Genomic DNA, 21,401 nt, shown 5'->3' on the forward strand with positions numbered 1-21,401 from the left:
TCCTCAGGTCAGAAGGTCGAGACGGCCGTCCGCGGCGATCATCCGCGTCGGGCCGGCCTCGGCCTCGGTTTCGCCGATCTCGGCGATCTCGGTGCGGCGGCCAGAGGTGGCGCGCCGGTCGCGGTCCTGCTGCTGGCCGCCGAACTGCTCGAAGTCGGGGCCGCCGCCCTGCATCGAGAAGCCGCGGTCCTGCATCATCTCCGTCATCACCAGCCGGTCGGCGCGCAGCGCGTCCAGCACGATCGGGTTCTCGGCCCGCATCGTCACCTTCAGCGTCCCGTCGGGCGCCTGCGCGATGTCGATCTCGATCTGGCCAAGCCCGTGCGGCCGCAGCTCGATCCGGGTGCTGCCGTCCTCGATCGCGACGCCGCGCACCTGGTCGGCCACCGACTGCGCCAGCCGCTGCTGGGCGGGCGTCGGATCGGCCGGGGCCTGCGCCGCCGGTGCGGCCGTGGCCTCGGTGCGCGAGGTCATCGATGCGGCCGCAAGGCCCGCCGCCGATGCCGCGCCCGCCTGGCTTGCGGTGGCCTGGCTTGCGGTGGCCTGGCTTGCGCCGGCCGGCGCGGCGCCCGCCGGGTCGGTTCCCGTGCGGGCCGCGTCGGCCAGGTCGGCACCGGGCTGGCCGGCGCCCGACAGCGCCGTCTCGCCCGCGGCCCGGCCGGCCTCGGGCGCGTCCGCCGCGCGCCCGGTGCCGTCGCGCAGCTTCGCCACCAGCGCGTCGAAGGGTTTCGGCGGGGCGGCGGCGGTATCCTCCGCCGTGTCCGCGGCATCGCCTTGCGACGTCGCGTCCGTCGTCGCGGCCACCGTGGGCGCGGCGGTCGCGATGACGGGCGCCTGTGCCGCAACCGCAGCAGAGGCCGCGGCAGGGCCGGTCGGCGCCAAAGCCTGCGTCGCCGGGTCCGGCGCCGCCGCGCTGTCGGCCGCCGTGCCACCGGCAAGCGACAGCGCCGCCGGCGACAGCGCGGGCGGCAGGTCCTGCGGCATCAGCCCCGCGATCAGCGCGCCGATCTCGTCCAGCAGCGCCTCGGCCGGGTCAGCAGCCTCTGCGTCCCCGCCGCTCTCGTCGGCGGTCGCGGCGCTGTCCGGCCCGTCGGGCGCCAGCGTCGCCAGCGCCTCGGCGAAATGCCCGGCGGCGGTCGCGGTGTCCTCGGCGGTGCCGGGGCGCGCGGTCTTCAGCGCGTCGCGCAGCGCGCTCAGCACGTCCTGCAGCGCCTCGGGGTCGTCGGTGCCGCTCTCGGCCAGCGCCTCGAGGCTCTCGGCCGCGGACTCGAGCACCTCGTCGGCGGTGGGCGCGCTCTCGTCCCCGGCCGGCTCGCCGCCCTGGGGCAGGCTCTCGCCCTTGGGCTTCACCAGCTGGTCGAAGCGGCGCGCCGTGTCGCCCGCCACGCCGATGTCGGCGGCGCTGCGGCTTGCAACGGCCTTCGACCCGGCGGCGCCAAGCGCCCCGAGCCCCTGCATGATCTCGATTGCCAGTCCAGCCACCCGCACCCCCCGGACCCTACCGGAACAACGCCCGCCTAACCTTGCCGATCTTGCCAGACCGGCGGGTTTGTCGGAAGGAAAACGTCGTTAAGCAAAGATTAAAGGCAGCAGTTCATGCGCAGGTGATGCAGTCGCGCACCGCGCCCTGACCCTCATCGGTCGTGCCCCGGGGCAGGACGTCGGGGCAGCGCGGCAGCTCAGGCGGCGGTGGGCGCCGTCCCGAGATGGCGGCGCAGCGCGCCCGCGACGGCCGCGGCCCAGTCCTCGAACCGGCGCGACAGGCTCATCGGCTGCAGCAGCAGGTCGGGCACCGCCGCCGCCGGCTGGCCCGAGAACGCCGGGTCGAGCGCGCGCAGATAGCGGGTGACCTCGTCGCGGTCGAGGAAGTCCGCGCCCTGGATCGGCGCCATCGCGTCCCCGGCCCAGAACCGGCCCAGCGCGGCCGCAAGACCCTCGCCGAAGTCCAGCGCGTCGAAGCCCGGCAGGTGCCCGGCCAGCTGGTGCCCGCGTGCGAGGCTGGCCCGCGCCAGCCGCACCAGCGCCTCGGTCTCCTGCGTCACCGGCAGCTCGGCCCAGCCGACCAGCCGCTCGAGCAGGTCGCCCATCGCCTCGCCGGCCAGCCGCGAGGTCGAGCTTTGGCCGCCGACATCGGCCACCAGCACCAGCGTGCCCGTCGGCACCTCGAGGCCCATCTCCTCGACCAGCACGTCGCCCAGCGGCAGGTCCGGAAGCAGCTCGGCCGAATCCGGCAGCAGCAGCGGCCGCGCGAGGCAGTGATGGTCGAGCGCCAGCAGCCGGACCGGCAGGAAAGCGTCAAGCATCGCCGCCAGCTCGGCCGTCGCGTCGCTTCCGGCGGGGCGCAGGTTGCCCGTCCAGATCTCTTCAAGAAGCGCCGCGGATTGCATAGGGGTAGTGGCCTCACTTAGGTGTGACACTAGATATATCGGCAACAACGCGCATCTCGAAGGCATTAACTGTTAACACCTGTTGACGAGCCGGGGTCCTTTCCGGCCCGGCTTATCCACAGGCGGGCGGACGGGCGCGGAATGCGGTGCCCAAGATGTCGCGAATCAGGGGGTGGGAAACTAAATGTTGTGGCTGACCCTGAAGTTTCCCACAGTCCGCGGTGAGTCGGGTGCCTGCCGGGTTTAAGGCCGTCTTAACAATTCGGCGCCTTGACCCTGCCGTCAGCCCTCGAGCCGGTAGCCTTCGCTGCGCACGGCGGCGACGTGGTAGCGGTCGCCGAAACTCAGCGACAGCTTGCGCCGGATCCGGGTGACATGGACGTCGAACTTGCGGTCGCCGTATTCCCAGTCGCAGCGGTCGATCTGGCGCGACAGCGCGTCGCGGGTCACGGTCCGGCCGGCCTCGCGCACCAGCACGCGCAGGATGTCGGCCTCGTTCGGGGTCAGGCGCAGCGGTTCGGTCCCGGTGCCGGGGTCCAGCTCTACCGCGTCGCCGGCGCGGCTCGCGGCCAGCCGGTACAGCAGCGGGTCGCCGCGCCCGGCGATGGTCGGGATCCGGCGCAGCCGCGCCTCCAGCTCGGCCCGGCACAGCGGCAGCCGCACCGCCTCGTCAAAGCCCGCGCTCAGCGCGGCGGCGAGGCCCGCGCCCTCGGGCGCCGGGTCCAGCGCCAGCCGCAGCTCTGCCGGCAACAGCGCGGCGGCGGCGGCCGCGGCGGGGGTCGGCAGCTCGACCGCGACAAGACGGCCCGGGCCGGCGAGCGCGCGCGCCTCGTCCAGCCGGGCGGCGTGGCTGGTCCACCAGCCGAAGGTCGTCGCGAACAGATCGACCAGCGTCGCCACCAGGGCGGGGTCTGCGCTGACCACCACCGCCGACGTCACGCGCGGCAGCCCGGAGGCGTCCGGGTCGATCTGGTCTGGAATCGGTGGTTGCATCGCTCTCTTCCGCAAGCCTCCGACATGGCCCGTTCGGGCGCCCCGGGTCAAGTCCAGTGAACCGTGCCGAGGAAGATGTAGCCGGCGCCGTAGATCGTCTTGATCAGGCGCGGGTTTTTCGGGTCCTCGCCCAGCTTGGTGCGCAGCCGCGAGATCCGCACGTCGATCGCGCGGTCAAAGCCCTCGCCGGCGGCGCCGCCCAGCGCCTGCTGCATCTGCGCCCGCGTCATCAACCGCCGCGGCGCCTCGAGGAACAGGCGCAGCACCTCGCCCTCGGCCTGGCTGAAGGCGGTCTCGGCGCCGCCGGCATCGATCAGCGCGAAGCGGGCGAAGTCGGCGGTCCAGCCCGAGAAGCGCGCGACCTCGGGCCGGGCCGGCCCCTCGCTGCGCGGGCGGCGCAGCCGGGCGCGGATCCGGGCCACGACCTCGGCGGGGTCGAAGGGCTTGATGATGTAGTCGTCCGCGCCCAGTTCCAGCCCCGTCACCCGGTCCTGCACCTGCGCCCGGCCCGAGATGATGATGATCGCCGCCCCGCTGTCGAGCGCGAGCCGGTGCACCAGCGCCAGCCCGTCGCGGTCGGGCAGGCCCAGGTCGACGAGGCAGACATCGGGCGCGGCGCGGCGCAGCGCGGCCTCGAACTCGGTCGCGCGGGCGAACTGGGTGGTGCGGAAGCCGGCCTCGTCCAGCGCGTCGGCCAGCAGCCGGCGGATCTCGGGCTCGTCGTCCAGGATCGCGACGTGCGGGGCGTCGGGGGCGGGACAGGCGGTCATGCGGCATCCGCCCCCGGCCGCACCGGCGGCAGCCGCGCGGCGAGCGCGGCGCCGGCCACGGGCTTGGACAGCACCGGGCAGGGCGCGCGGGCGCGCAGACGGTCGCCGGGCGGCAGCGCCGTCATCAGGCAGGCGGGCAGGTCGGGCCGCAGCCGCGCCGCCTCGGCCACGAGGTCGATCCCCGAGAGATCGCCGGGCAGGTTGATGTCGGACAGAAGGAAGCCGACTTCGGGCAGCGCCAGCAGGTCGAGCGCCTCGGCCGCGGTCGCGGCCTCGATCACCGCGTGGCCGAGCCCGCGCACGAGGCCGCGCAGCTCGGCCCGGATCGCCTCGCTGTCCTCGACCAGCAGCACCAGCCGCGGCTCGCCCTGCGGGGCGGCCGGGCGCAGCGGCAGCCGCAGCGTGACCCGGGCGCCGCCGGTGTCGCGGTTGGCAAGCTTGACGGTGCCGCCCGCGAGCCGCGCGTGGTCGAAGACCATCGACAGCCCCAGCCCCGATCCCTCGCCGCCCCGCGTGGTGAAGAACGGGTCGAGCCCCTGCGCCAGCGCCGCCGGCGAGAAGCCGGGGCCGTCGTCCTCGACCGTGACCGACAGCCAGGTGTCGCCGGTCGCGTCGGCGCGGATCGCCACGGTTCCGGGCCGGCCGGCCAGCGCGTCGCGGGCGTTCAGCAGCAGGTTCAGCAGCGCGTCCTGCAGCGAGCCCGCATCGAGCATCAGCGGCGCCTCGGGCCCCGCGACCTCGGTCGTCAGCGCGATCTCGGGGCCCAGCGTCGGCCCGGCAAGGACCACGAGGTCGGCCAGGAAGGGGCGCAGGTCGACCGGGTGGGGCGAGAGTTCGCGCGGGCCCGAGATTGCGGCGATCCGGTCGAGAAGCGTGCCGCCGCGCCGCGCCGCCGCCTGCGTCGCCGCGATCAGACCGCGCGCCGCGGGCGTCATCCCCTCGGCCCGGTCGAGCCGCGCCTGCAGCCCCAGGATGATCGTCAGCAGGTTGGCGAAGTCATGCGCCAGGCCCGAGGTCAGCTGCGCCGCCAGTTCGCGCTTGGCGCCCTGCACCAGTGCTGCGCGGGTCTGCGCCTCGGCGGTGACGTCGGTCGACAGGATGTAGACCCCCTGCACGCCCCCCGACCCCGCGGGGCCGCCCGGGGTCTGGCCATCGGCGCCCTCGTCCGGGGTCAGCGCGATCCGCACCCGCCGCCCCGAGGGGACATGGGTGATCTCGGTCACCTGCGCCGTGCCCGCCAGCGCCCGGTCGATCAGCGGCAGGATCCGCGCCGCCGTCTCGGGGCCGAGGCAGTCGGCCATCGGCATCCCGACGATGTCGTTGAGGCTGCCCGGCATCACCGCCGACAGCCGCCTGTTGGAATAGGTGTAGACCCGGTCGCGGTTCACATGGGCGATGTGGGCCGGCGTCGCCTCGGTCACCAGCCGGATCCGGGCCTCGGCCTCGGCGCTGGCGGCGCGGCTTTCGGCCAGCGCGGCATTGCTGGCCGCCAGCGCCCGGTTCGTCGCCGCCAGCCGCTCGGCATGGGCCAGAAGCTGGTCCGACAGCTCTTCCGAGCGGGCGCGCAGCAGCGCCTCCTGGCGCTTGATCGCGGTGATGTCGGTATAGACCGTGACCCAGCCGCCCTGCGGCAGCGGGCTGCCCTCGACCGCGACCCAGCGGCCGTCGGCGCGGCCGCGCTCCATGTAGTGCGGCACGAAGGCGCGCGCCTGTTCGACCCGCTGGCGCACCGCGGTCTCGATGTCGTCGACGGGGCCGTATTCGCCGCGCCGGACAAGGAAGCGGATCGTGTCCTCGAAGCTGGCGCCGCGGGCGGCCAGCGCGTCGGGCAGGTCGAACATGCGCTGGTACTGGCGGTTGCTGACCGCGAGGTTCAGCGCGCTGTCGAAGATCGACAGCGCCTGGCCGATCAGGTTCAGCCCCGCCTGCACGAGGGTGTCGCGGTCCTGTGGTGCCACCCGTCGCCCTCCCTGCGCCAAGCTGCACGCCATCTGGCGACGCGCCGCGCCGGGGGTCAAGCGTGGCGCAGCGTCCCGGCGGGGCGGTGAAACATTTCGTTGGGATTGCGAAAAACTCGCGTAATCTTTCCCGGCAAGCCTGAGGGCCGGTGCAGCGCGGAAGAGGAGCCGCGCGGCGCCCGGTGCGGCGGGTCCCCCCTGACGGGGGGCGGTCGCGGGCGAGGGAGGAGAGAGCGGTGAGCGAGCACGCGGCTTCGGGCGCGCCCGGGACTGTTGCCGAAACCATTCCTGCGCTGCTGGCGCTGAACGCGCGGCGCCACGCCGGCCGGCCGGCGTATCGCGAGAAGGAATTCGGCATCTGGCAGCAATGGACCTGGGCCGAGGCCGCGGCCGAGGTGCGGGCGCTGGCGCTGGGGCTGATGCGGCTGGGGCTGGGGCCGGGCGACCACCTGGCGATCATCGGGCGCAACCGGCCGCAGCACTACTGGGCGATGATCGCCGCGCAGATGTGCGGCGCGGTGCCGGTGCCGCTGTATCAGGACGCGGTGGCCGAGGAGATGGCCTTCGTGCTGGGCCATTGCGGGGCGCGCTTCGTGCTGTGCGGCGACCAGGAGCAGGTCGACAAGGTGATCGAGGTGCAGGGCGCGGGCGGCGGCGCGCGGGTGGCGCACGTGCTTTACACCGACGGGCGCGGGCTGCGGAACTACGACCACGGCGGCATGGATTCGCTTGAGGAGCTGCGCGCCAGCGGCCATGCCGCGGGGCCCGAGGTGGCGGCGGCGCTGGACGCCCGCATCGCCGCGCTGGGGCCCGAGAGCACCTGCGTGATGCTGTACACCTCGGGCACGACGGGGCGGCCGAAGGGCGTGGTGCTGTCGATGCGCAACATCCTGGCCACCGCGCGCAACACCGCCGAATTCGACGCGCTGCGGCCGGGCGACGAGGTGCTGGCCTATCTGCCGATGGCCTGGGTGGGCGATTTCATCTTCTCGATGGGGCAGGCGCTGTGGACCGGGTTCTGCATCTCGTGCCCCGAGAGCCCCGAGACGATGATGACCGACCTGCGCGAGATCGGGCCGAGCTATTTCTTCGCCCCGCCGCGGGTGTTCGAGGGGCAGCTGACGCAGGTGATGATCCGGATGGAGGATGCGGGCGCGCCGAAGCGGTGGCTGTTTCGCCATTTCATGGATCTCGCCCGCCGCGTCGGTCCCGCGATCCTCGACGGCCGGCCGGTGGGGCTGGTCGACCGGCTGCACTACGGGCTGGGCCGGGTGCTGGTCTACGGGCCGCTGAAGGACACGCTGGGTTATGGCCGCATCCGCGTCGGCTATACCGCCGGCGAGGCGATCGGGCCCGAGATCTTCGACTTCTACCGGGCGCTGGGCATCAACCTCAAGCAGCTCTACGGCCAGACCGAGGCCTCGGTCTTCATCACCCAGCAGCCCGACGGTCAGGTCCGTGCCGACACCGTCGGCGTGCCGAGCCCGGGGGTCGAGCTGCGCATCGCCGAGAGCGGCGAGGTCTTCTATCGCTCGCCCGGCAGCTTCGTGGAATATTTCGGCAATGCCGAGGCCACCGCCGCGACCAAGGACCGCGAGGGCTGGGTCGCGACCGGCGACGCGGGCTTCATCGAGCCCGAGACCGGCCACCTGCGGATCATCGACCGGGCCAAGGACGTGGGCAAGATGGCCGACGGCAGCCTGTTCGCGCCGAAATACGTCGAGAACAAGCTGAAGTTCTATCCCGACATCCTCGAGGCCGTGGTGTTCGGCGCGGGGCGCGCGCAGTGCGCGGCCTTCCTCAACATCGACCTGGCGGCGGTGGGCAACTGGGCCGAGCGCACCGGCATCGCCTATGCGAGCTATCAGGAGCTGGCGGCGCATCCAGCGGTGATCGCGCGGCTCGCCGGTCACGTGGCCGCGGTCAACCGCTCGATCGCCGGGGACCCGATGCTGTCGGGCTGCCAGATCCGCCGCTTCCTGGTGCTGCACAAGGAGCTGGATGCCGACGACGGCGAGATGACGCGCACGCGCAAGGTGCGCCGCGGCGTGATCGCCGAGAAATACGCCGACCTGCTGGCGGCGCTTTACGACGGCTCGGCGCGGGTGCGCACGGCGACCGAGGTGACCTACGAGGACGGGCGCAAGGGCGTGATCCGCGCCGAGCTGGCGATCACGGAGGCCGACTGCGTCCCCGTGGGGACGTCGGGGCAACTGGCAACGGGAGTGGCGGCGGAATGATGATGCGCGACCTGCAGGCGCCCCCGGAGGCCGGGGCCGGAACCGGGACCCAGACCGAAGCCGGGCCGGGACCGGGCCGGCGCACCGGCGCGGTGGTGATGGAGCTGCGCAACATCACCCTGCGCTTTGGCGGCGTGGTGGCGATCAAGGACATCTCCTTCGACATCCGCGAGGGCGAGATCCGCGCGATCATCGGCCCGAACGGTGCGGGCAAGTCCTCGATGCTGAACATCATTTCCGGGTTCTACACCCCGAGCGAGGGCCAGGTCGTGTTCCGCGGCCGGCCGCGCCCGCCGATGCGGCCCTATCAGGTCGCGGCGCAGGGCATCGCGCGCACCTTCCAGAACATCGCGCTGTTCGACGGGATGACGGTGCTGGACAACATCATGACCGGGCGGCTGACGCGGATGCGCTCGGGGCTCATGGCGCAGGCGCTGTGGTGGGGCCGGGCCGAGGCCGAGGAGCTGGCGCACCGTGCCCGGGTCGAGCGGATCATCGACTTCCTCGAGATCCAGAAGATCCGCAAGACGCCGGTCGGGCGGCTGCCCTACGGGCTGAAGAAGCGGGTCGAGCTGGCGCGGGCGCTGGCGGCCGAGCCCGAGATCCTGCTGCTGGACGAGCCGATGGCGGGGATGAACGTCGAGGAGAAGGAGGACATGTGCCGCTTCATCCTCGATCTCAACGACGAGTTCGGCACCACGATCGCGCTGATCGAGCATGACATGGGCGTGGTGATGGACCTGAGCGACCGGGTGGTCGTGATGGATTACGGCAAAAAGATCGGGGATGGCACGCCGGACGAGGTGCGGGCGAACCCCGAGGTGATCGCGGCCTATCTGGGGGTGGATCATGCGTGATATCAAGGATTTGACGGGGGTGACATCCGTGCGCCCCCTGTGCACCCCCCGTACACCCCCACCGCGCGGGCCGTTCACCGGGGGGAAACGCCATGCAGCTGCCTGACCAGCTTCTGTTCGCGATGGAGGTCACGCTGAACGGCCTGATGGCGGGCGTGATGTACGCGCTGGTGGCGCTGGGCTTCGTGCTGATCTTCAAGGCCAGCGGCATCTTCAACTATGCGCAGGGGGTGCTGGCGCTGTTCGCGGCGCTGACGCTTGTCGGCATCCAGTCGGGGCAGGTGCCCTTCGCGCACCTGATCAACGCGGTCTTCGGCACCAGCCTGCACCATTTCGGCTGGACGGTGCCCTCGGTGCTGGCGATCGGGCTGACCGGCGCGGTGATGGTGGGGCTGGCCGTGCTGGTCGAGCGGCTGGTGCTGAAGCATCTGGTCAACCAGCCGCCGATCATCCTGTTCATGGCCACGATCGGGCTTGCCTGGTTCCTCGAGGGGCTGGGCGACGTGATGTGGGGCGCCGACATCAAGACGCTGGACGTGGGCCTGCCGCAGGGCATCTCGGACAGTGTCGAGGCGGCGACGGCGGCGGTGTTCGGCTATGGCTTCTTCATCGACCGGCTGGACGTGGTCGCGACGCTGATCGCGGTGGCGCTGGTCGCCTGCCTGACGCTGTTCTCGCAGTATTCCAAGCAGGGCCGCGCCCTGCGCGCGGTCGCCGACGACCACCAGGCGGCGCTGTCGGTGGGGATCAGCCTGCGCTTCATCTGGGTGCTGGTCTGGTCGATCGCGGGCTTCGTCGCGCTGGTCGCGGGGATCATGTGGGGCACCAAGTCGGGGGTGCAGTTCTCGCTGAGCCTGATCGCGCTGAAGGCGCTGCCGGTCTTGATGCTGGGCGGCTTCACCTCGATCCCCGGGGCCATCGTCGGCGGGCTGATCATCGGCGTCGGCGAGAAGCTGTTCGAGTTCTGGGTCGGCCCGATGGTCGGCGGCGCGACCGAGACCTGGTTCGCCTATGTGCTGGCGCTTCTGGTCCTCGTGTTCCGGCCGCAGGGCCTTTTCGGTGAACGAATTATCGAGCGGGTATGAAAATGTTCAGGAACGACAGGTTCATGACAGGTTTTGCTGCGCTGCGGCGGGGAATTGCCCTTGTGGATGGTTTAGGAATCATGTCCTTTGGTCTGCGTCAGGCTGTCGCAGCCGGGGAGGGCCCGACAGCAGACACGCTGATTGCAGCGGACGATCGGATCGGACTTGGGAGGGTTCGTCACGATGCGGATGCAGATGCGGCTTGCCGCGTTCGCGTTCATTATCGGCTGGTCTTCGTTGCTGGCGTTCGGCTGGCTGGCGCTTTCGGCGCCGGCCAGCGACTTTCCCCCGATCATCGTGACCGACAGCCTTCTGGCCGCCTGCGGGGGCGCCGCCGGGCTGTGGTCGTGGCTGGCGCTGCGCCGGGCGATGCCCTGAGCCGCCTGCCGTCCAGCCGGCCCGCAAGCATCCGGCCTGCCGCGCGCCGCGCCGCCCCGCATGTGGAGGCCGCGTGATGCTGTACCGCGAGGCCGGAGACTTCAAGACAAGCTACCGTGACGATGGCCAGACCTTTCCGATCAGGTTCGACCGCTGGGCCTATTACGCGCTGGTGGCGGTGGCCTTCGCCGTGGTGCCCTTCGTCATCGACGACTACTGGGCCAACGCGGTGCTGGTGCCGTTCCTGATCTACGCGATCGCGGCGCTGGGGCTGAACATCCTGACCGGCTATTGCGGCCAGGTCAGCCTGGGCACCGGCGGCTTCATGGCGGTGGGGGCCTATGCCGTCTACAAGCTGATGACCGCCTTCCCGGCGGTGCCGTTCCCGGTTCACGTGCTGATCGCGGGCGCGATCACCGCCGGGGTGGGGGTGCTGTTCGGCCTGCCCTCGCTGCGCATCAAGGGGTTCTACCTCGCGGTGGCGACGCTGGCGGCGCAGTTCTTCCTGGTCTGGCTCTTCAACAAGGTGCCGTGGTTCTACAATTATTCGGCCTCGGGCCAGATCACGGCGCCGGCGCGCGAGCTGATGGGCATCGCGATCACCGGCCCGGCCGCGAGCGCGGGCGCGCGCTATCTGACCTGTCTGTGCTTCGTCTTCGTGCTGGCCTGGGTCGCGCGCAACCTGACGCGGGGCGCGGCGGGGCGGCGCTGGATGGCGATCCGGGACATGGACATCGCCGCCGAGATCATCGGCGTGAACCCGATGCGGGCGAAGATGACGGCCTTCGCGGTCTCGTCCTTCTTCATCGGCGTGGCGGGGGCGCTGTTCTTCGCGGTCTACCTGGGCGCGGCCGAGGTCGGCGAGGCCTTCGGCATCACCAAGAGCTTCCTCGTGCTGTTCATGGTGATCATCGGGGGGCTGGGCTCGATCTTCGGCAGTTTCGCGGGGGCGGCGTTCCTGGTGCTGCTGCCGGTGGCGCTGAAGAACCTGCTGGTGGGCAGCCTGGGCTGGCCGACGGATCTGGCCGCGCATGTCGAGCTGATGATCGTGGGCGCGCTGATCGTGGTCTTCCTGATCGCCGAGCCGCACGGCCTGGCCCAGCTGTGGCGCATGGCGAAGGAGAAGCTGAGGCTTTGGCCCTTCCCGCATTGAGGAGTGCGGGCCGGGCCGGAACAACCATCCGAGGGAGGAGACCGAGGGATGAAGACCAAGACCATGACGCTGATCGCGGGGGCGCTGGCGGGCACGCTGGCGCTGGGGGGCGCGGCGCGGGCCGAGCTGATCGTGCCGGACCTGAGCTATCGCACCGGGCCCTTCGCCGCCGGGGGCATCCCCTATTCCGACGGCTTCCACGACTATTTCACGCTGCTGAACGAACGCGACGGCGGCATCGGCGGCCAGCTGGTGAAGGTGCCCGAATGCGAGACCGCCTATAACACCGAGAAGGGGGTCGAGTGCTACGAGGCCACCAAGGGCAACAGCCCGCTGGCCTACAACCCGCTGTCCACCGGCATCACCTATCAGCTGATCCCCAAGGTCAGCCAGGACGGCGTGGTGCTGTACACCCCCGGCTACGGCCGCACCTCGGCCGCGAACGGCAAGACCTTCGAGTGGATCTTCAACTACCCCGGCAACTACTGGGACGGGGCCAGCGTGATGATCAAGTACCTGCTGTCGGAGAACGGCGACGATCTGAAGGGCAAGAAGATTACGCTGCTCTACCACAACTCGGCCTATGGCAAGGAGCCGATCCGCACGCTGGAGGAGCTGTCGAAGAAGCACGGGTTCGAGTTCTCGACCATCCCCGTCGACAGCCCCGGACAGGAGCAGAAGAGCCAGTGGCTGCAGATCCGGCGGGAAAAGCCCGACTACGTGCTGTTCTGGGGCTGGGGCGTGATGAACCAGGTCGCGATCCAGGAGGCCGCCAACATCCGCTTCCCGATGGAGAACATGATCGGCATCTGGTGGGCGGGGTCCGAGAACGACGTGAAGCCCGCGGGCGCCGGCGCCGACGGCTACAAGGCGGTGACGCTGCACGGCCTGGGCATGGACTATCCGATCTATGCCGACCTGAAGACCCATGTCTATGACGCCGGCAAGGCGGCGGGCGCGGGCGACCAGGGGGGCACGGCGGTCTATTCGCGCGGCATGTACGCGGCGCTGGTGATCTCCGAGGCGATCCGCAAGGCGCAGGAGCTGGCGGGCCATGCCGATGTCACCGCGGCCGAGGTGCGCGAGGGCTTCGAGAACCTCGAGATCACCGAGGCGCGGATGACCGAGCTGGGCCTGCCGGGGTTCGGGCAGCCGTTCAAGGCGACCTGCGAGGATCATGGCGGCCCCGGCGCCGCGATGGTGCAGCAATGGGACGCCTCGGCGCAGAAGTGGACGCTGATCACCGACTTCATCGCGCCGGATGACGAGGTGCTGACCCCGCTGATCGCCGAGGACAGCGCCGCCTATGCCAAGGAGGCGGGCCTGACGGACCGCTGCAACTGACCTGACCCGGGGGCCGGTGTGCCGGCCCCCCTTTTCCTGCGGAGGATGCGATGCTGGATGCACGGGCCCAGGCGAGGGCGGCCGAACCGGACGGAGCCGAACCGGCCGGGGCGGGCGAGAGCCTGCTCGAGGTCAACAACATCGAGGTGATCTACAACCACGTGATCCTGGTGCTGAAGGGCGTGAGCCTGAGCGTGCCCAAGGGCGGGATCACCGCGCTTCTGGGGGGCAACGGCGCGGGCAAGACCACGACGCTGAAGGCGATCTCGAACCTCTTGCGCTCGGAACGCGGCGAGGTCACCAAGGGCCAGATCCTCTATCGCGGCGTGCGGGTGCAGGATCTGGACCCGGCGGCGCTGGTCAAGCGGGGCGTGATCCAGGTGATGGAGGGGCGCCACTGCTTCGAGCATCTGACCGTCGAGGAGAACCTGCTGACCGGCGCCTATACCCGCACCGACGGCCGGGCCGCGATCGCGGCGGATCTGGAGATGGTCTATTCCTACTTTCCGCGGCTGAAGGAGCGGCGCCGCAGCCAGGCGGGCTATACCTCGGGCGGCGAGCAGCAGATGTGCGCGATGGGACGCGCGCTGATGAGCCGGCCCGAGATGATCCTGCTGGACGAACCCTCGATGGGGCTGGCTCCGCAGCTGGTCGAGCAGATCTTCGAGATCGTGCGCGCGGTCAATGCCGGCGAGGGGGTCAGCTTCCTGCTGGCCGAGCAGAACACCAGCGTGGCGCTGCGCTATGCCCATCACGGCTACATCCTGGAAAGCGGCCGGGTGGTGATGGACGGGCCGGCCGCGGCGCTGCGCGAGAACCCGGACGTGAAGGAGTTCTACCTCGGCATGTCCGAGGAGGGACGCAGGAGTTTCAGGGACGTCAGGAGCTATCGGCGCCGCAAGCGCTGGCTGGCCTGACGCCGGAGGAGGGATCATGGCAGAACTGGCAGCACGCCCGGGGTACGCGCCCGCGGCGACCGGGGCGGCGCGTCCCTACGACGCGCTCGAGGGCCGCTCGGCCGACGCGCGGGCGGCGGCGCTGGCACGCGACCTGCCTGCGGCGGTCGCGCGGGCGCTGGCCGCGCCGGGGCTGGCGGCGCATCTGGGCCGGGTCGACCCGGCGGCGGTGAGCGATCGCGCCGGGCTTGCCCGCCTGCCGGTGCTGCGCAAGTCCGGGCTGGGGGCCGCGCAGACGGCGGCGCCGCCCTTCGGCGGCTTCACCCTCGCCCCCGCGAGCGGTTTTGCCCATGTCTTCCAGAGCCCCGGCCCGATCTATGAACCCGGCGGGACCGGCCATGACTGGTGGCGCATGGGGCGTTTCCTGCATGCCTGCGGCGTCGGGCGCGGCGACATCGTGCAGAACTGCTTCGGCTATCACCTGACCCCGGCGGGGATGATCTTCGAAAACGGGGCGCGGGCGGTGGGCGCCGCGGTGCTGCCCGCGGGCACCGGCCAGACCGACCTGCAGGTGCAGGCGGCGGCCGATGTCGGCGCCACGGTCTATTGCGGCACGCCCGATTTCCTCAAGGTGATCCTCGACCGGGCCGAGGCGCTGGGCGTGGCGCTGGGCTTCACCCGCGCCGCGGTCGGGGGCGGGGCGCTGTTCCCGTCGCTGCGCGCCGAGTACGAGGCGCGCGGCATCCTCACCCGCCAGTGCTATGCCACCGCCGATCTGGGCAGCATCGCCTACGAGAGCGCGCCGCCCGGCCAGACCCCCGAGGGGATGATCGTCGACGAGGGCGTCGTGGTCGAGATCGTGCGCCCCGGCACCGGCGACCCGGTGCCCGAGGGCGAGGTGGGCGAGGTGGTGGTCACCACGCTGAACCCCGACTATCCGCTGGTGCGCTTTGCCACGGGCGATCTGTCGGCGGTGCTGCCGGGCACGTCGGACTGCGGGCGCACGAACATGCGCATCCGCGGCTGGCTGGGCCGCGCCGACCAGACCACGAAGATCAAGGGCATGTTCGTGCGGCCCGAGCAGGTGGCGGCGCTGGTCGCGCGCCACCCCGAGATCGCGCGCGCCCGCGTCATCGCCTCGCGCGAGGGCGAGATGGACGTGATGACCGTGCGCATCGAGAGCCCGGCGCCCGACGGCGCGGTCTACGAGGGATCGGTCATCGAGGCGCTGAAGCTGCGCGGCCGGGTCGAGCTGGTGGCGCCGGGCAGCCTGCCCAACGACGGCAAGGTGATCGAGGACCTGCGGGTCTACGACTGAGCCGCGAGCGATCCGGGAGCGGCCCCCCCCCGGATCGGCCCCCCGGTCCGGTGCGGGCCGGCGCTATTCCGCGGCCTGCCGGGGCGCGGCGAAGCGGGCGGGGCGGAAGGCCGCGAGCAGCGGATGCTCGATCCCCAGCGCGATCTCGTCGGCCATCAGCTCGCCCGCGATCAGCCCGAGCGTGGCGCCGGAATGGCTGAAGGCCGCCCAGACCCCGGGCGCCGAGGGGAGCGGCCCGAACACCGGCTCGCCGTCGCCCGGGATCGGCTTCGGCCCGGTGTGGATCTTGCGCACCGTCAGCTCGGGTGCGGGCGAGAGCACGCGGCGCGCCTCGGCCAGCAGGCCCTCGACCGTCTCGGGGCGGATCTCGATGCGGCCGTCGGCATGGTGGATCACCTCGGCCTCGGACCAGCCGCTGTCCATGTAGAGCCCGCCCGCGGGCGTCGGGCGCAGCGAGACGCGGGGCGTGTTCATCACCGCGCGGATCGGGTGGTCCAGCGGCTCGGTCTCGACCACGAGGCCGGTGGGCGAGCCGTTGCCGATCGGCGTGCCGAGCGCCCCGGCAAGCGCCGGGGTCGCGGCGCCGCAGGCGATGACCAGCGCGTCCGCGCGCAGCGTGGTGCCGTCGGGCAGGCCGAGCCCGGGGCCGTCGGCGCGCGGCGTCGCGGGGCCGTCGAGCGTCAGGATCCGGCCGCCCAGCGTCCCGATCTCGGCGGCCAGCCGGGCGATCAGGCTGGGCAGGTCGACCCAGCCCTCGCCGGGGTTGAGGATCGCGCCGGGCGGGGTGATCGCCTCGGCCGCGACGCCGGGCACCCGGGCGGCGGCGGTCTCGGGCGGCAGCAGCAGCGCCTCGTAGCCGATGGCGCGCTCGTGCGCCCAGACCTCGGCGATGCGGTTGCCCGCGCCGGCCGGGTCCCAGGTCAGCCCGCCGGCGAAGGTGATCCAGTCCGCGCCCGGATGCGCGGCGGCCAACGTGCGATAGCGCTCGATCCCCGCCATCCGCAGCCGGTGATAGGGCTCGGAGCGCTTGCGGGCCGAGTTCAGCCAGGCGAGCGAGCGGCCCGAGGCGCCGGCGGCGAGCGGCCCCTCGGTGACCAGCGTCACCGTCAGGCCGAGCCGCGCGAGATGCACGGCGGTCGAACAGCCGAGGATGCCGCCGCCAAGGACGATCGCGCTCTGGGGCGCGCTGCGGGGAAGGGAGGTGTCGGTCATCGGTCTCTCGCGGCGGGAGGAAGGATCGGTCAGGGCGTTTCCCAGCCGCCCGAGCGCATCGCGCGGGCGGTGGCCGACAGCGCGGCGGCGGCGGCGGTGATCTGCGCCATCTCGGCGGCGAAATCGGCGGGCGTGCCGGTCGCGACGAGGCGGGCGAAGGTCTCGGCCTGGGCGGCGTACTGGTCGGCGGCCGCGATCTGCTCGGTGCGGGCGCCGCCGCCCGCCAGGTCGCGGCCGTCGTCGATCACCAGCCGCGCCGCGTGGTCGCGCGGGGCGTTGTAGGGGATGTCGAGCGTGATGCGCCCGGTGGTGCCGATCAGCATCAGCGACTGGGTCAGCACCGCCTGGGTCGAGACGGTGAAGGCGAGCTGCCCGCCGCCGGGGAAGGCCGCGAGGCCGCTCGTCAGCCGGTCGGTGCCGAAGGCGGGGTCGATGTCGGCCAGCGCTGCGACGCGCTCGGGCTCGGTCCCGAAGAACCAGCGGCCCGCCTCCAGCGCGTAGCAGCCGACGTCATAGAGCCCGCCGCCGCCGATGTCGGCCTGGTTGCGGACATTGGCCGGGTCGGCATTGGCATAGCAGAAGGCCGCCTGCACCGCGCAGAGCCGCCCGATGCCGCCGTCGCGCACGATCGCGCGGGCGCGCAGCCATTGCGGGTGGTGGCGGACCATGAAGGCCTCCATCACCAGCCGGCCCGAGGCCGCCTGCGCCGCCGCGACCTCGGCCGCGCCGTCGGGCGTCAGCGACAGCGGCTTTTCGCACAGCACGTGCTTGCCCGCGGCCAGCGCCGCGCAGGTCAGGGGCACGTGCAGGTGGTTCGGCACCGGGATGTAGACCGCGTCGATCCCGGGGTCGGCAATCAGCGCGTCATAGCTGTCGTGGCTGCGGGGGATGGCGAAGTCGTCCGCCATCGCCCGGGCCCTGGCGCCGTCGCGCGAGGCGATGGCGTCGATCCGGCAGCCCGGCGCGGCCAGCAGCCCCGGGATCATCGCCTTGCGCGCGATCCCGGCGGTGCCGAGGATGCCCCAGCGCAGCGGGCCGCTCATGCGCCGTACCCGTAGACGCGCGCCGCGAAGCCGGCCGAGATCCGCCCCTCGCGCAGGTCGCGGGCCACGGCCTCGGGCGCGCGGGCGCCGGGTGCGCCGAAGCCGCCGCCGCCGGGCGTGGTGATCGACACGATCTGGCCGGGCACGAGGTCGACCATGCCCGCGAAGGTCGTGCGCCCGTCACCGAAATCGAGCTGGCTGCACGCGGCCTCGGCGCCGCCCTCGAGGCCCCAGGGATGCGAGCCCATGCGCGAGCCCTCGACGGTGAAGCGGCAGGCGCGCTCGGCGCGGTAGACGCGGCGGATGCCCATGCCGCCGCGCTGGGTGCCGGGGCCGGCGCTGTCCTCGACCAGCTCGTAGCGCAGGAGCGTGAGCGGGTATTCCAGCTCCAGCGCCTCGACCGGCAGGTTCGAGGTGTTGGTGAGGCTGACGTGGATGCCCGACAGGCCGTCGGCCGCCGGCCGTGCGCCGCCGCCGCCGCCGATCGTCTCGAGATAGACCCAGATGTTGCCGTTCTCGTCGGTGCCGTTGAACAGCGCCCCGGTGCAGCAGCCGTTGCCGGCCGCCATCACCCGGCCCGGCAGCGCCTGCGCCAGCGCGCCGTAGACCAGGTCGCAGACCCGCTGCGCCGCCGCGATCCGGCCGTCGACCGCCGCGGGGTGTTCGCAGTTCAGGATCGAGCCGCGGGGCGCGGTCACCGTCAGCGGCCGGGCGAGGCCGGCATTGGGCAGGATCGTCGGGTCCAGCACCGATTTCACGGTGAAGTAGCAGGCCGCGAGCAGCGAGGTGTAGATCAGGTTCAGGCCGCTGCGCACCTGCGGCGGGCCGTCGAAGTCCAGCCGCATCTCGTCGCCGGCGACCGTGATCGCGACCTTGAAGGTCATCGCCTCGGGGCGCTGGTTGCTGTCGAACACGTCCTCGAAGGCATAGGTGCCGTCGGGGATCGCGGCGATGGCGGCGCGCATCTTGCGCTCGGCATAGTCCTGCAGCGCCTCGCCGGCGGCGAGCACGAGGCCGGTGCCGTACTTGGCGCACAGCTCGGTCATCCGCTGCACGCACAGCCGGTTGGCCGACATCTGCGCCCGCAGGTCCGACATCCGTTCGCGCGGCACCTGGCAGTTGAGCAGGAACATCTCCTGCAGGTCGCGGTTCAGCTCGCCCTTGCGGTAGAGCCGCACCGGCGGGATCCGGATCCCCTCCTGGTAGATGTGTTCGTGCCCGCGGTCGGCGAAGTCGGAATGGTGCGCGGTGTTCACCGCCCAGGCGACCAGCGTGCCGTCGACGAAGATCGGCTCGGCCAGAACGATGTCGGGCAGGTGGGTGGCGCCGCCGGCATAGGCGTCGTTGGCCATGAACACGTCGCCGGGCGCGATGTCGCTGGCCACGAACCGGTCGCGGATCGCCGGGATCACGCCGAGGAACGATCCCAGGTGCATCGGGATGTGTTCGGCCTGGCACAGCGTGTTGCCGTGCAGGTCGAACAGCGCGGTCGAGCAGTCGCGCCGTTCCTTGATGTTGGTCGAGTACGAGGCGCGCACCAGCGCCTCGCCCATCTCCTCGACGATCGACTGCAGGGCCGAGCCGATGACCTCGACGGTGATCGGGTCGATGGCCGTCGTGCTGGAGGCGGGCGTGGTGGAGGCGGGCGCGGCGGTGGCGGGCGTGGTCATCTCGGCGAGGGGGCTCATGCCGGAAGCTCCAGGATCAGGTTCAGGTAGGGATCGACGGTGCCGGTCATGCCGGGCAGGATCACGGTGGTCGTGTCCATCTGCTCGACGATGGCGGGGCCCTCGACCACGTTGCCGCAGCGCAGGGCGGCGCGGGCGTAGACCGGGCAGGGGGTGAAGCCGCCGGCCTCGGGCATCCAGACCTCGCGCGTGCCGATCTTCGCGGCGGCGGCGTCGGGGCCCTCGGGCTCGGCGGGGCGGAACTCGGCCTTCTGCACGATGCCCGCCGCTTCCATCCGCAGGGTGACGATCTGGATCGCCTCGCCCTCGGCCACGAAGCCGAAGCGCTGGCGGTGCGCGGCCTCGAAGCCCTCTTTCAGCGCGGCGAAGGTCGCGGCGGTGATCGGGCCGGCCGGCACCTGCACCGGCAGCTCGTAGTTCTGGCCCATGTAGCGCAGGTCGGCGGTGCGGTTGAGCACGCGGTTGCCCGCGGCGATCGCCTCGCGGTCGAACCAGGCGGTGGCCTGGGTCTCGAGCCCGGCGAAGCCGTCCTCGACATCGCCGCCCCGCGCGGGGTCGAGCGCCATCAGCCGCGAGGTCGCGAAATCGGCGCGCAGGTCGGTCAGCAGCAGCCCCAGCGCGCAGAGCGTGCCCGGGGTCAGCGGCACGATCACCCGGCCCATGCCCAGTTCGCGGGCGAGCCGCGCGGCATGCAGCGGCCCGGCGCCGCCGAAGGCCATCAGCGCGTAGTCGCGCGGATCGTGGCCGCGCTGGACCGAGATCACCCGGATCGCCTTGGCCATGTTCGCCGTCACCACCGAGATGATGCCCTGCGCGGTGTCCATGGTCGACAGGCCGAGCTTTTCGGCCAGCCGCGCCACGGCCGCCTCGGCCAGGTCGCGGCGCACCTTCATCCGCCCGCCGAGGATCTCGACCGGGTTCAGCGTCTGCAGCACGACGTTGGCGTCGGTGACGGTGGGTTCCTCGTTCCCGAGGCCGTAGCAGACCGGCCCGGGATGCGCCCCGGCCGACCGCGGGCCGACCTTGAGCAGGCCGCCGCTGTCGACATGGGCGATCGAGCCGCCGCCGGCGCCGACGGTGTGGATGTCGAGCATCGGCGCCTTGATCGGGTAGCCGTGCACGTCGGCCTCGCCGGTCAGGCCGCAGACCCCGCCGCGCAGCTGCGCCACGTCCGACGAGGTGCCGCCGACGTCGAAGGTGATGATGTTGTCAAAGCCCGCCATGCGCCCGATCGCCTGCGCCGCGACGACGCCGGTCGAGGGGCCCGAGAGCACGGTGCGCACCGGCAGCTCGGCCGCGGTGTCGAAGCCGATGACGCCGCCGTTCGACTGGGTGAGCTGCGGCGCGACCGTCAGGCCGATGCCGTCGAGCCGTTCCTGCAGCCGGCGGATGTAGCGCTGCATCACCGGGCCGAGATAGGCGTTCACGACCGTGGTCGACAGCCGCTCGAACTCGCGGAACTCGGGGGCGACGTCGCTCGAGACCGAGACGAAGACCTCGGGCAGCTCTTCGGCGAGGATCGCGCGGGCGCGGGCCTCGTGCTCGGTGTTGAGGAAGCCGTAGAGGAAGCAGACCGCCACCGCCTTGACGTCGGCCTCGCGCAGCGCGCGCAGCTCGGCGCGCAGCGCCGTCTCGTCCAGCGGCAGCTCGACCGCGCCCGAGTGGTGGATGCGTTCGGGCACCTGCCGGCGCAGATCGCGCGTGACCAGTTCCGCGGGCTTCTCGGCCATCATGTCGTAAAGGTTCGGGCGCTTCTGGCGGCCGATCTCGAGAAGGTCGCGGAAGCCGTCGGTGACGACCAGACCGGTCCTGGCGCCCTTCAGCTCGATCAGGGCGTTGGTGGCGACGGTGGTGCCGTGGCCGAGGAAGCTGAGGTCCTTGGCCGCGGCGCCGACCTGTTCCAGCCCCTCGACGACGCCGGCGGTGATGCCGCGCGACGGGTCGTCGGGCGTCGAGGAGACCTTCCAGATCTCGACCCGGCCGGTCTCTTCCTCGAACAGGCACACGTCGGTGAAGGTGCCGCCGGAATCTACGCCAATTCTCCAGGTCATCGGTTCGGGTCCCTGTGGTCTTGAGGGT

The 21,401-nt window shown here is 72.0% G+C and carries 17 protein-coding genes; 8 read left to right on the forward strand and 9 right to left on the reverse strand.

What is annotated here, in order from left to right; genetic code table 11:
• Positions 1 to 3: 3 nt before the first annotated feature.
• The 5 genes from V8J39_RS12140 to V8J39_RS12160 form a co-directional block, all read right to left on the reverse strand.
• On the reverse strand, positions 4 to 1,482 hold the full coding sequence (locus V8J39_RS12140; protein WP_336461140.1) for a flagellar hook-length control protein FliK: 1,479 nt from the start codon (positions 1,480 to 1,482) through the stop codon (positions 4 to 6).
• 197 nt (positions 1,483 to 1,679) lie between these two features.
• Positions 1,680 to 2,387 (reverse strand): hypothetical protein, encoded by a 708-nt coding sequence (locus tag V8J39_RS12145; protein ID WP_336461141.1) that lies wholly within the window; start codon positions 2,385 to 2,387, stop codon positions 1,680 to 1,682.
• Between the two features lie 282 nt (positions 2,388 to 2,669).
• On the reverse strand, positions 2,670 to 3,380 hold the full coding sequence (locus V8J39_RS12150; protein WP_336461142.1) for a helix-turn-helix domain-containing protein: 711 nt from the start codon (positions 3,378 to 3,380) through the stop codon (positions 2,670 to 2,672).
• A 47-nt stretch (positions 3,381 to 3,427) separates the two neighbouring features.
• Positions 3,428 to 4,150 (reverse strand): response regulator transcription factor, encoded by a 723-nt coding sequence (locus V8J39_RS12155; protein ID WP_336461143.1) that lies wholly within the window; start codon positions 4,148 to 4,150, stop codon positions 3,428 to 3,430.
• Positions 4,147 to 6,141, reverse strand: coding sequence for a PAS-domain containing protein (locus tag V8J39_RS12160; protein WP_442902585.1), 1,995 nt, complete (start codon positions 6,139 to 6,141; stop codon positions 4,147 to 4,149). The genes V8J39_RS12155 and V8J39_RS12160 overlap by 4 nt, the downstream gene beginning before the upstream one ends.
• A gap of 203 nt (positions 6,142 to 6,344) precedes the next feature.
• Between V8J39_RS12160 and V8J39_RS12165 the strand changes: the two genes are divergently transcribed.
• The 8 genes from V8J39_RS12165 (at position 6,345) to V8J39_RS12200 (ending at position 15,379) form a co-directional block, all read left to right on the forward strand.
• On the forward strand, positions 6,345 to 8,348 hold the full coding sequence (locus tag V8J39_RS12165; protein WP_442902586.1) for an AMP-binding protein: 2,004 nt from the start codon (positions 6,345 to 6,347) through the stop codon (positions 8,346 to 8,348).
• A gap of 98 nt (positions 8,349 to 8,446) precedes the next feature.
• Positions 8,447 to 9,205 (forward strand): ABC transporter ATP-binding protein, encoded by a 759-nt coding sequence (locus tag V8J39_RS12170; RefSeq protein WP_336461214.1) that lies wholly within the window; start codon positions 8,447 to 8,449, stop codon positions 9,203 to 9,205.
• Between the two features lie 98 nt (positions 9,206 to 9,303).
• Complete coding sequence (locus V8J39_RS12175; RefSeq protein ID WP_336461215.1) at positions 9,304 to 10,290, forward strand: branched-chain amino acid ABC transporter permease; 987 nt, start codon at positions 9,304 to 9,306, stop codon at positions 10,288 to 10,290.
• 141 nt (positions 10,291 to 10,431) lie between these two features.
• Entirely contained in the window at positions 10,432 to 10,668 is a 237-nt protein-coding gene (locus V8J39_RS12180; RefSeq protein WP_336461145.1) for a hypothetical protein, read from the forward strand.
• A gap of 76 nt (positions 10,669 to 10,744) precedes the next feature.
• Positions 10,745 to 11,821: a branched-chain amino acid ABC transporter permease gene (locus V8J39_RS12185; RefSeq protein ID WP_336461146.1), complete on the forward strand. Its 1,077-nt coding sequence runs from the start codon at positions 10,745 to 10,747 to the stop codon at positions 11,819 to 11,821.
• Positions 11,822 to 11,869: 48 nt separating this feature from the next.
• Complete coding sequence (locus tag V8J39_RS12190; RefSeq protein ID WP_336461147.1) at positions 11,870 to 13,165, forward strand: ABC transporter substrate-binding protein; 1,296 nt, start codon at positions 11,870 to 11,872, stop codon at positions 13,163 to 13,165.
• Positions 13,166 to 13,215: 50 nt separating this feature from the next.
• Complete coding sequence (locus V8J39_RS12195; protein ID WP_336461148.1) at positions 13,216 to 14,082, forward strand: ABC transporter ATP-binding protein; 867 nt, start codon at positions 13,216 to 13,218, stop codon at positions 14,080 to 14,082.
• 16 nt (positions 14,083 to 14,098) lie between these two features.
• Positions 14,099 to 15,379, forward strand: coding sequence for a phenylacetate--CoA ligase family protein (locus V8J39_RS12200; RefSeq protein WP_336461149.1), 1,281 nt, complete (start codon positions 14,099 to 14,101; stop codon positions 15,377 to 15,379).
• A 63-nt stretch (positions 15,380 to 15,442) separates the two neighbouring features.
• On the opposite strand, the gene V8J39_RS12205 is transcribed toward V8J39_RS12200, so the two are convergent.
• Genes V8J39_RS12205 through V8J39_RS12220 form a run of 4 tightly spaced genes read right to left on the reverse strand, consistent with a single transcriptional unit; the run spans position 15,443 to position 21,373 of the window.
• The gene (locus V8J39_RS12205) at positions 15,443 to 16,591 is read right to left on the reverse strand and encodes an NAD(P)/FAD-dependent oxidoreductase (RefSeq protein ID WP_336461150.1); all 1,149 of its coding nucleotides are present in this window, start codon (positions 16,589 to 16,591) and stop codon (positions 15,443 to 15,445) included.
• A gap of 29 nt (positions 16,592 to 16,620) precedes the next feature.
• The gene (locus V8J39_RS12210) at positions 16,621 to 17,634 is read right to left on the reverse strand and encodes a Gfo/Idh/MocA family protein (protein WP_336461151.1); all 1,014 of its coding nucleotides are present in this window, start codon (positions 17,632 to 17,634) and stop codon (positions 16,621 to 16,623) included.
• Positions 17,631 to 19,322, reverse strand: a complete 1,692-nt coding sequence (locus V8J39_RS12215; protein WP_336461152.1) for a hydantoinase B/oxoprolinase family protein — start codon at positions 19,320 to 19,322, stop codon at positions 17,631 to 17,633. The genes V8J39_RS12210 and V8J39_RS12215 overlap by 4 nt, the downstream gene beginning before the upstream one ends.
• Positions 19,319 to 21,373, reverse strand: a complete 2,055-nt coding sequence (locus V8J39_RS12220; RefSeq protein WP_336461153.1) for a hydantoinase/oxoprolinase family protein — start codon at positions 21,371 to 21,373, stop codon at positions 19,319 to 19,321. Before V8J39_RS12220 ends, V8J39_RS12215 begins: the two co-directional genes overlap by 4 nt.
• Positions 21,374 to 21,401: the final 28 nt, after the last annotated feature.

The sequence above is a fragment of the Frigidibacter sp. MR17.24 genome, assembly GCF_037095655.1.
Taxonomy (GTDB): Bacteria; Pseudomonadota; Alphaproteobacteria; order Rhodobacterales; family Rhodobacteraceae; genus Frigidibacter.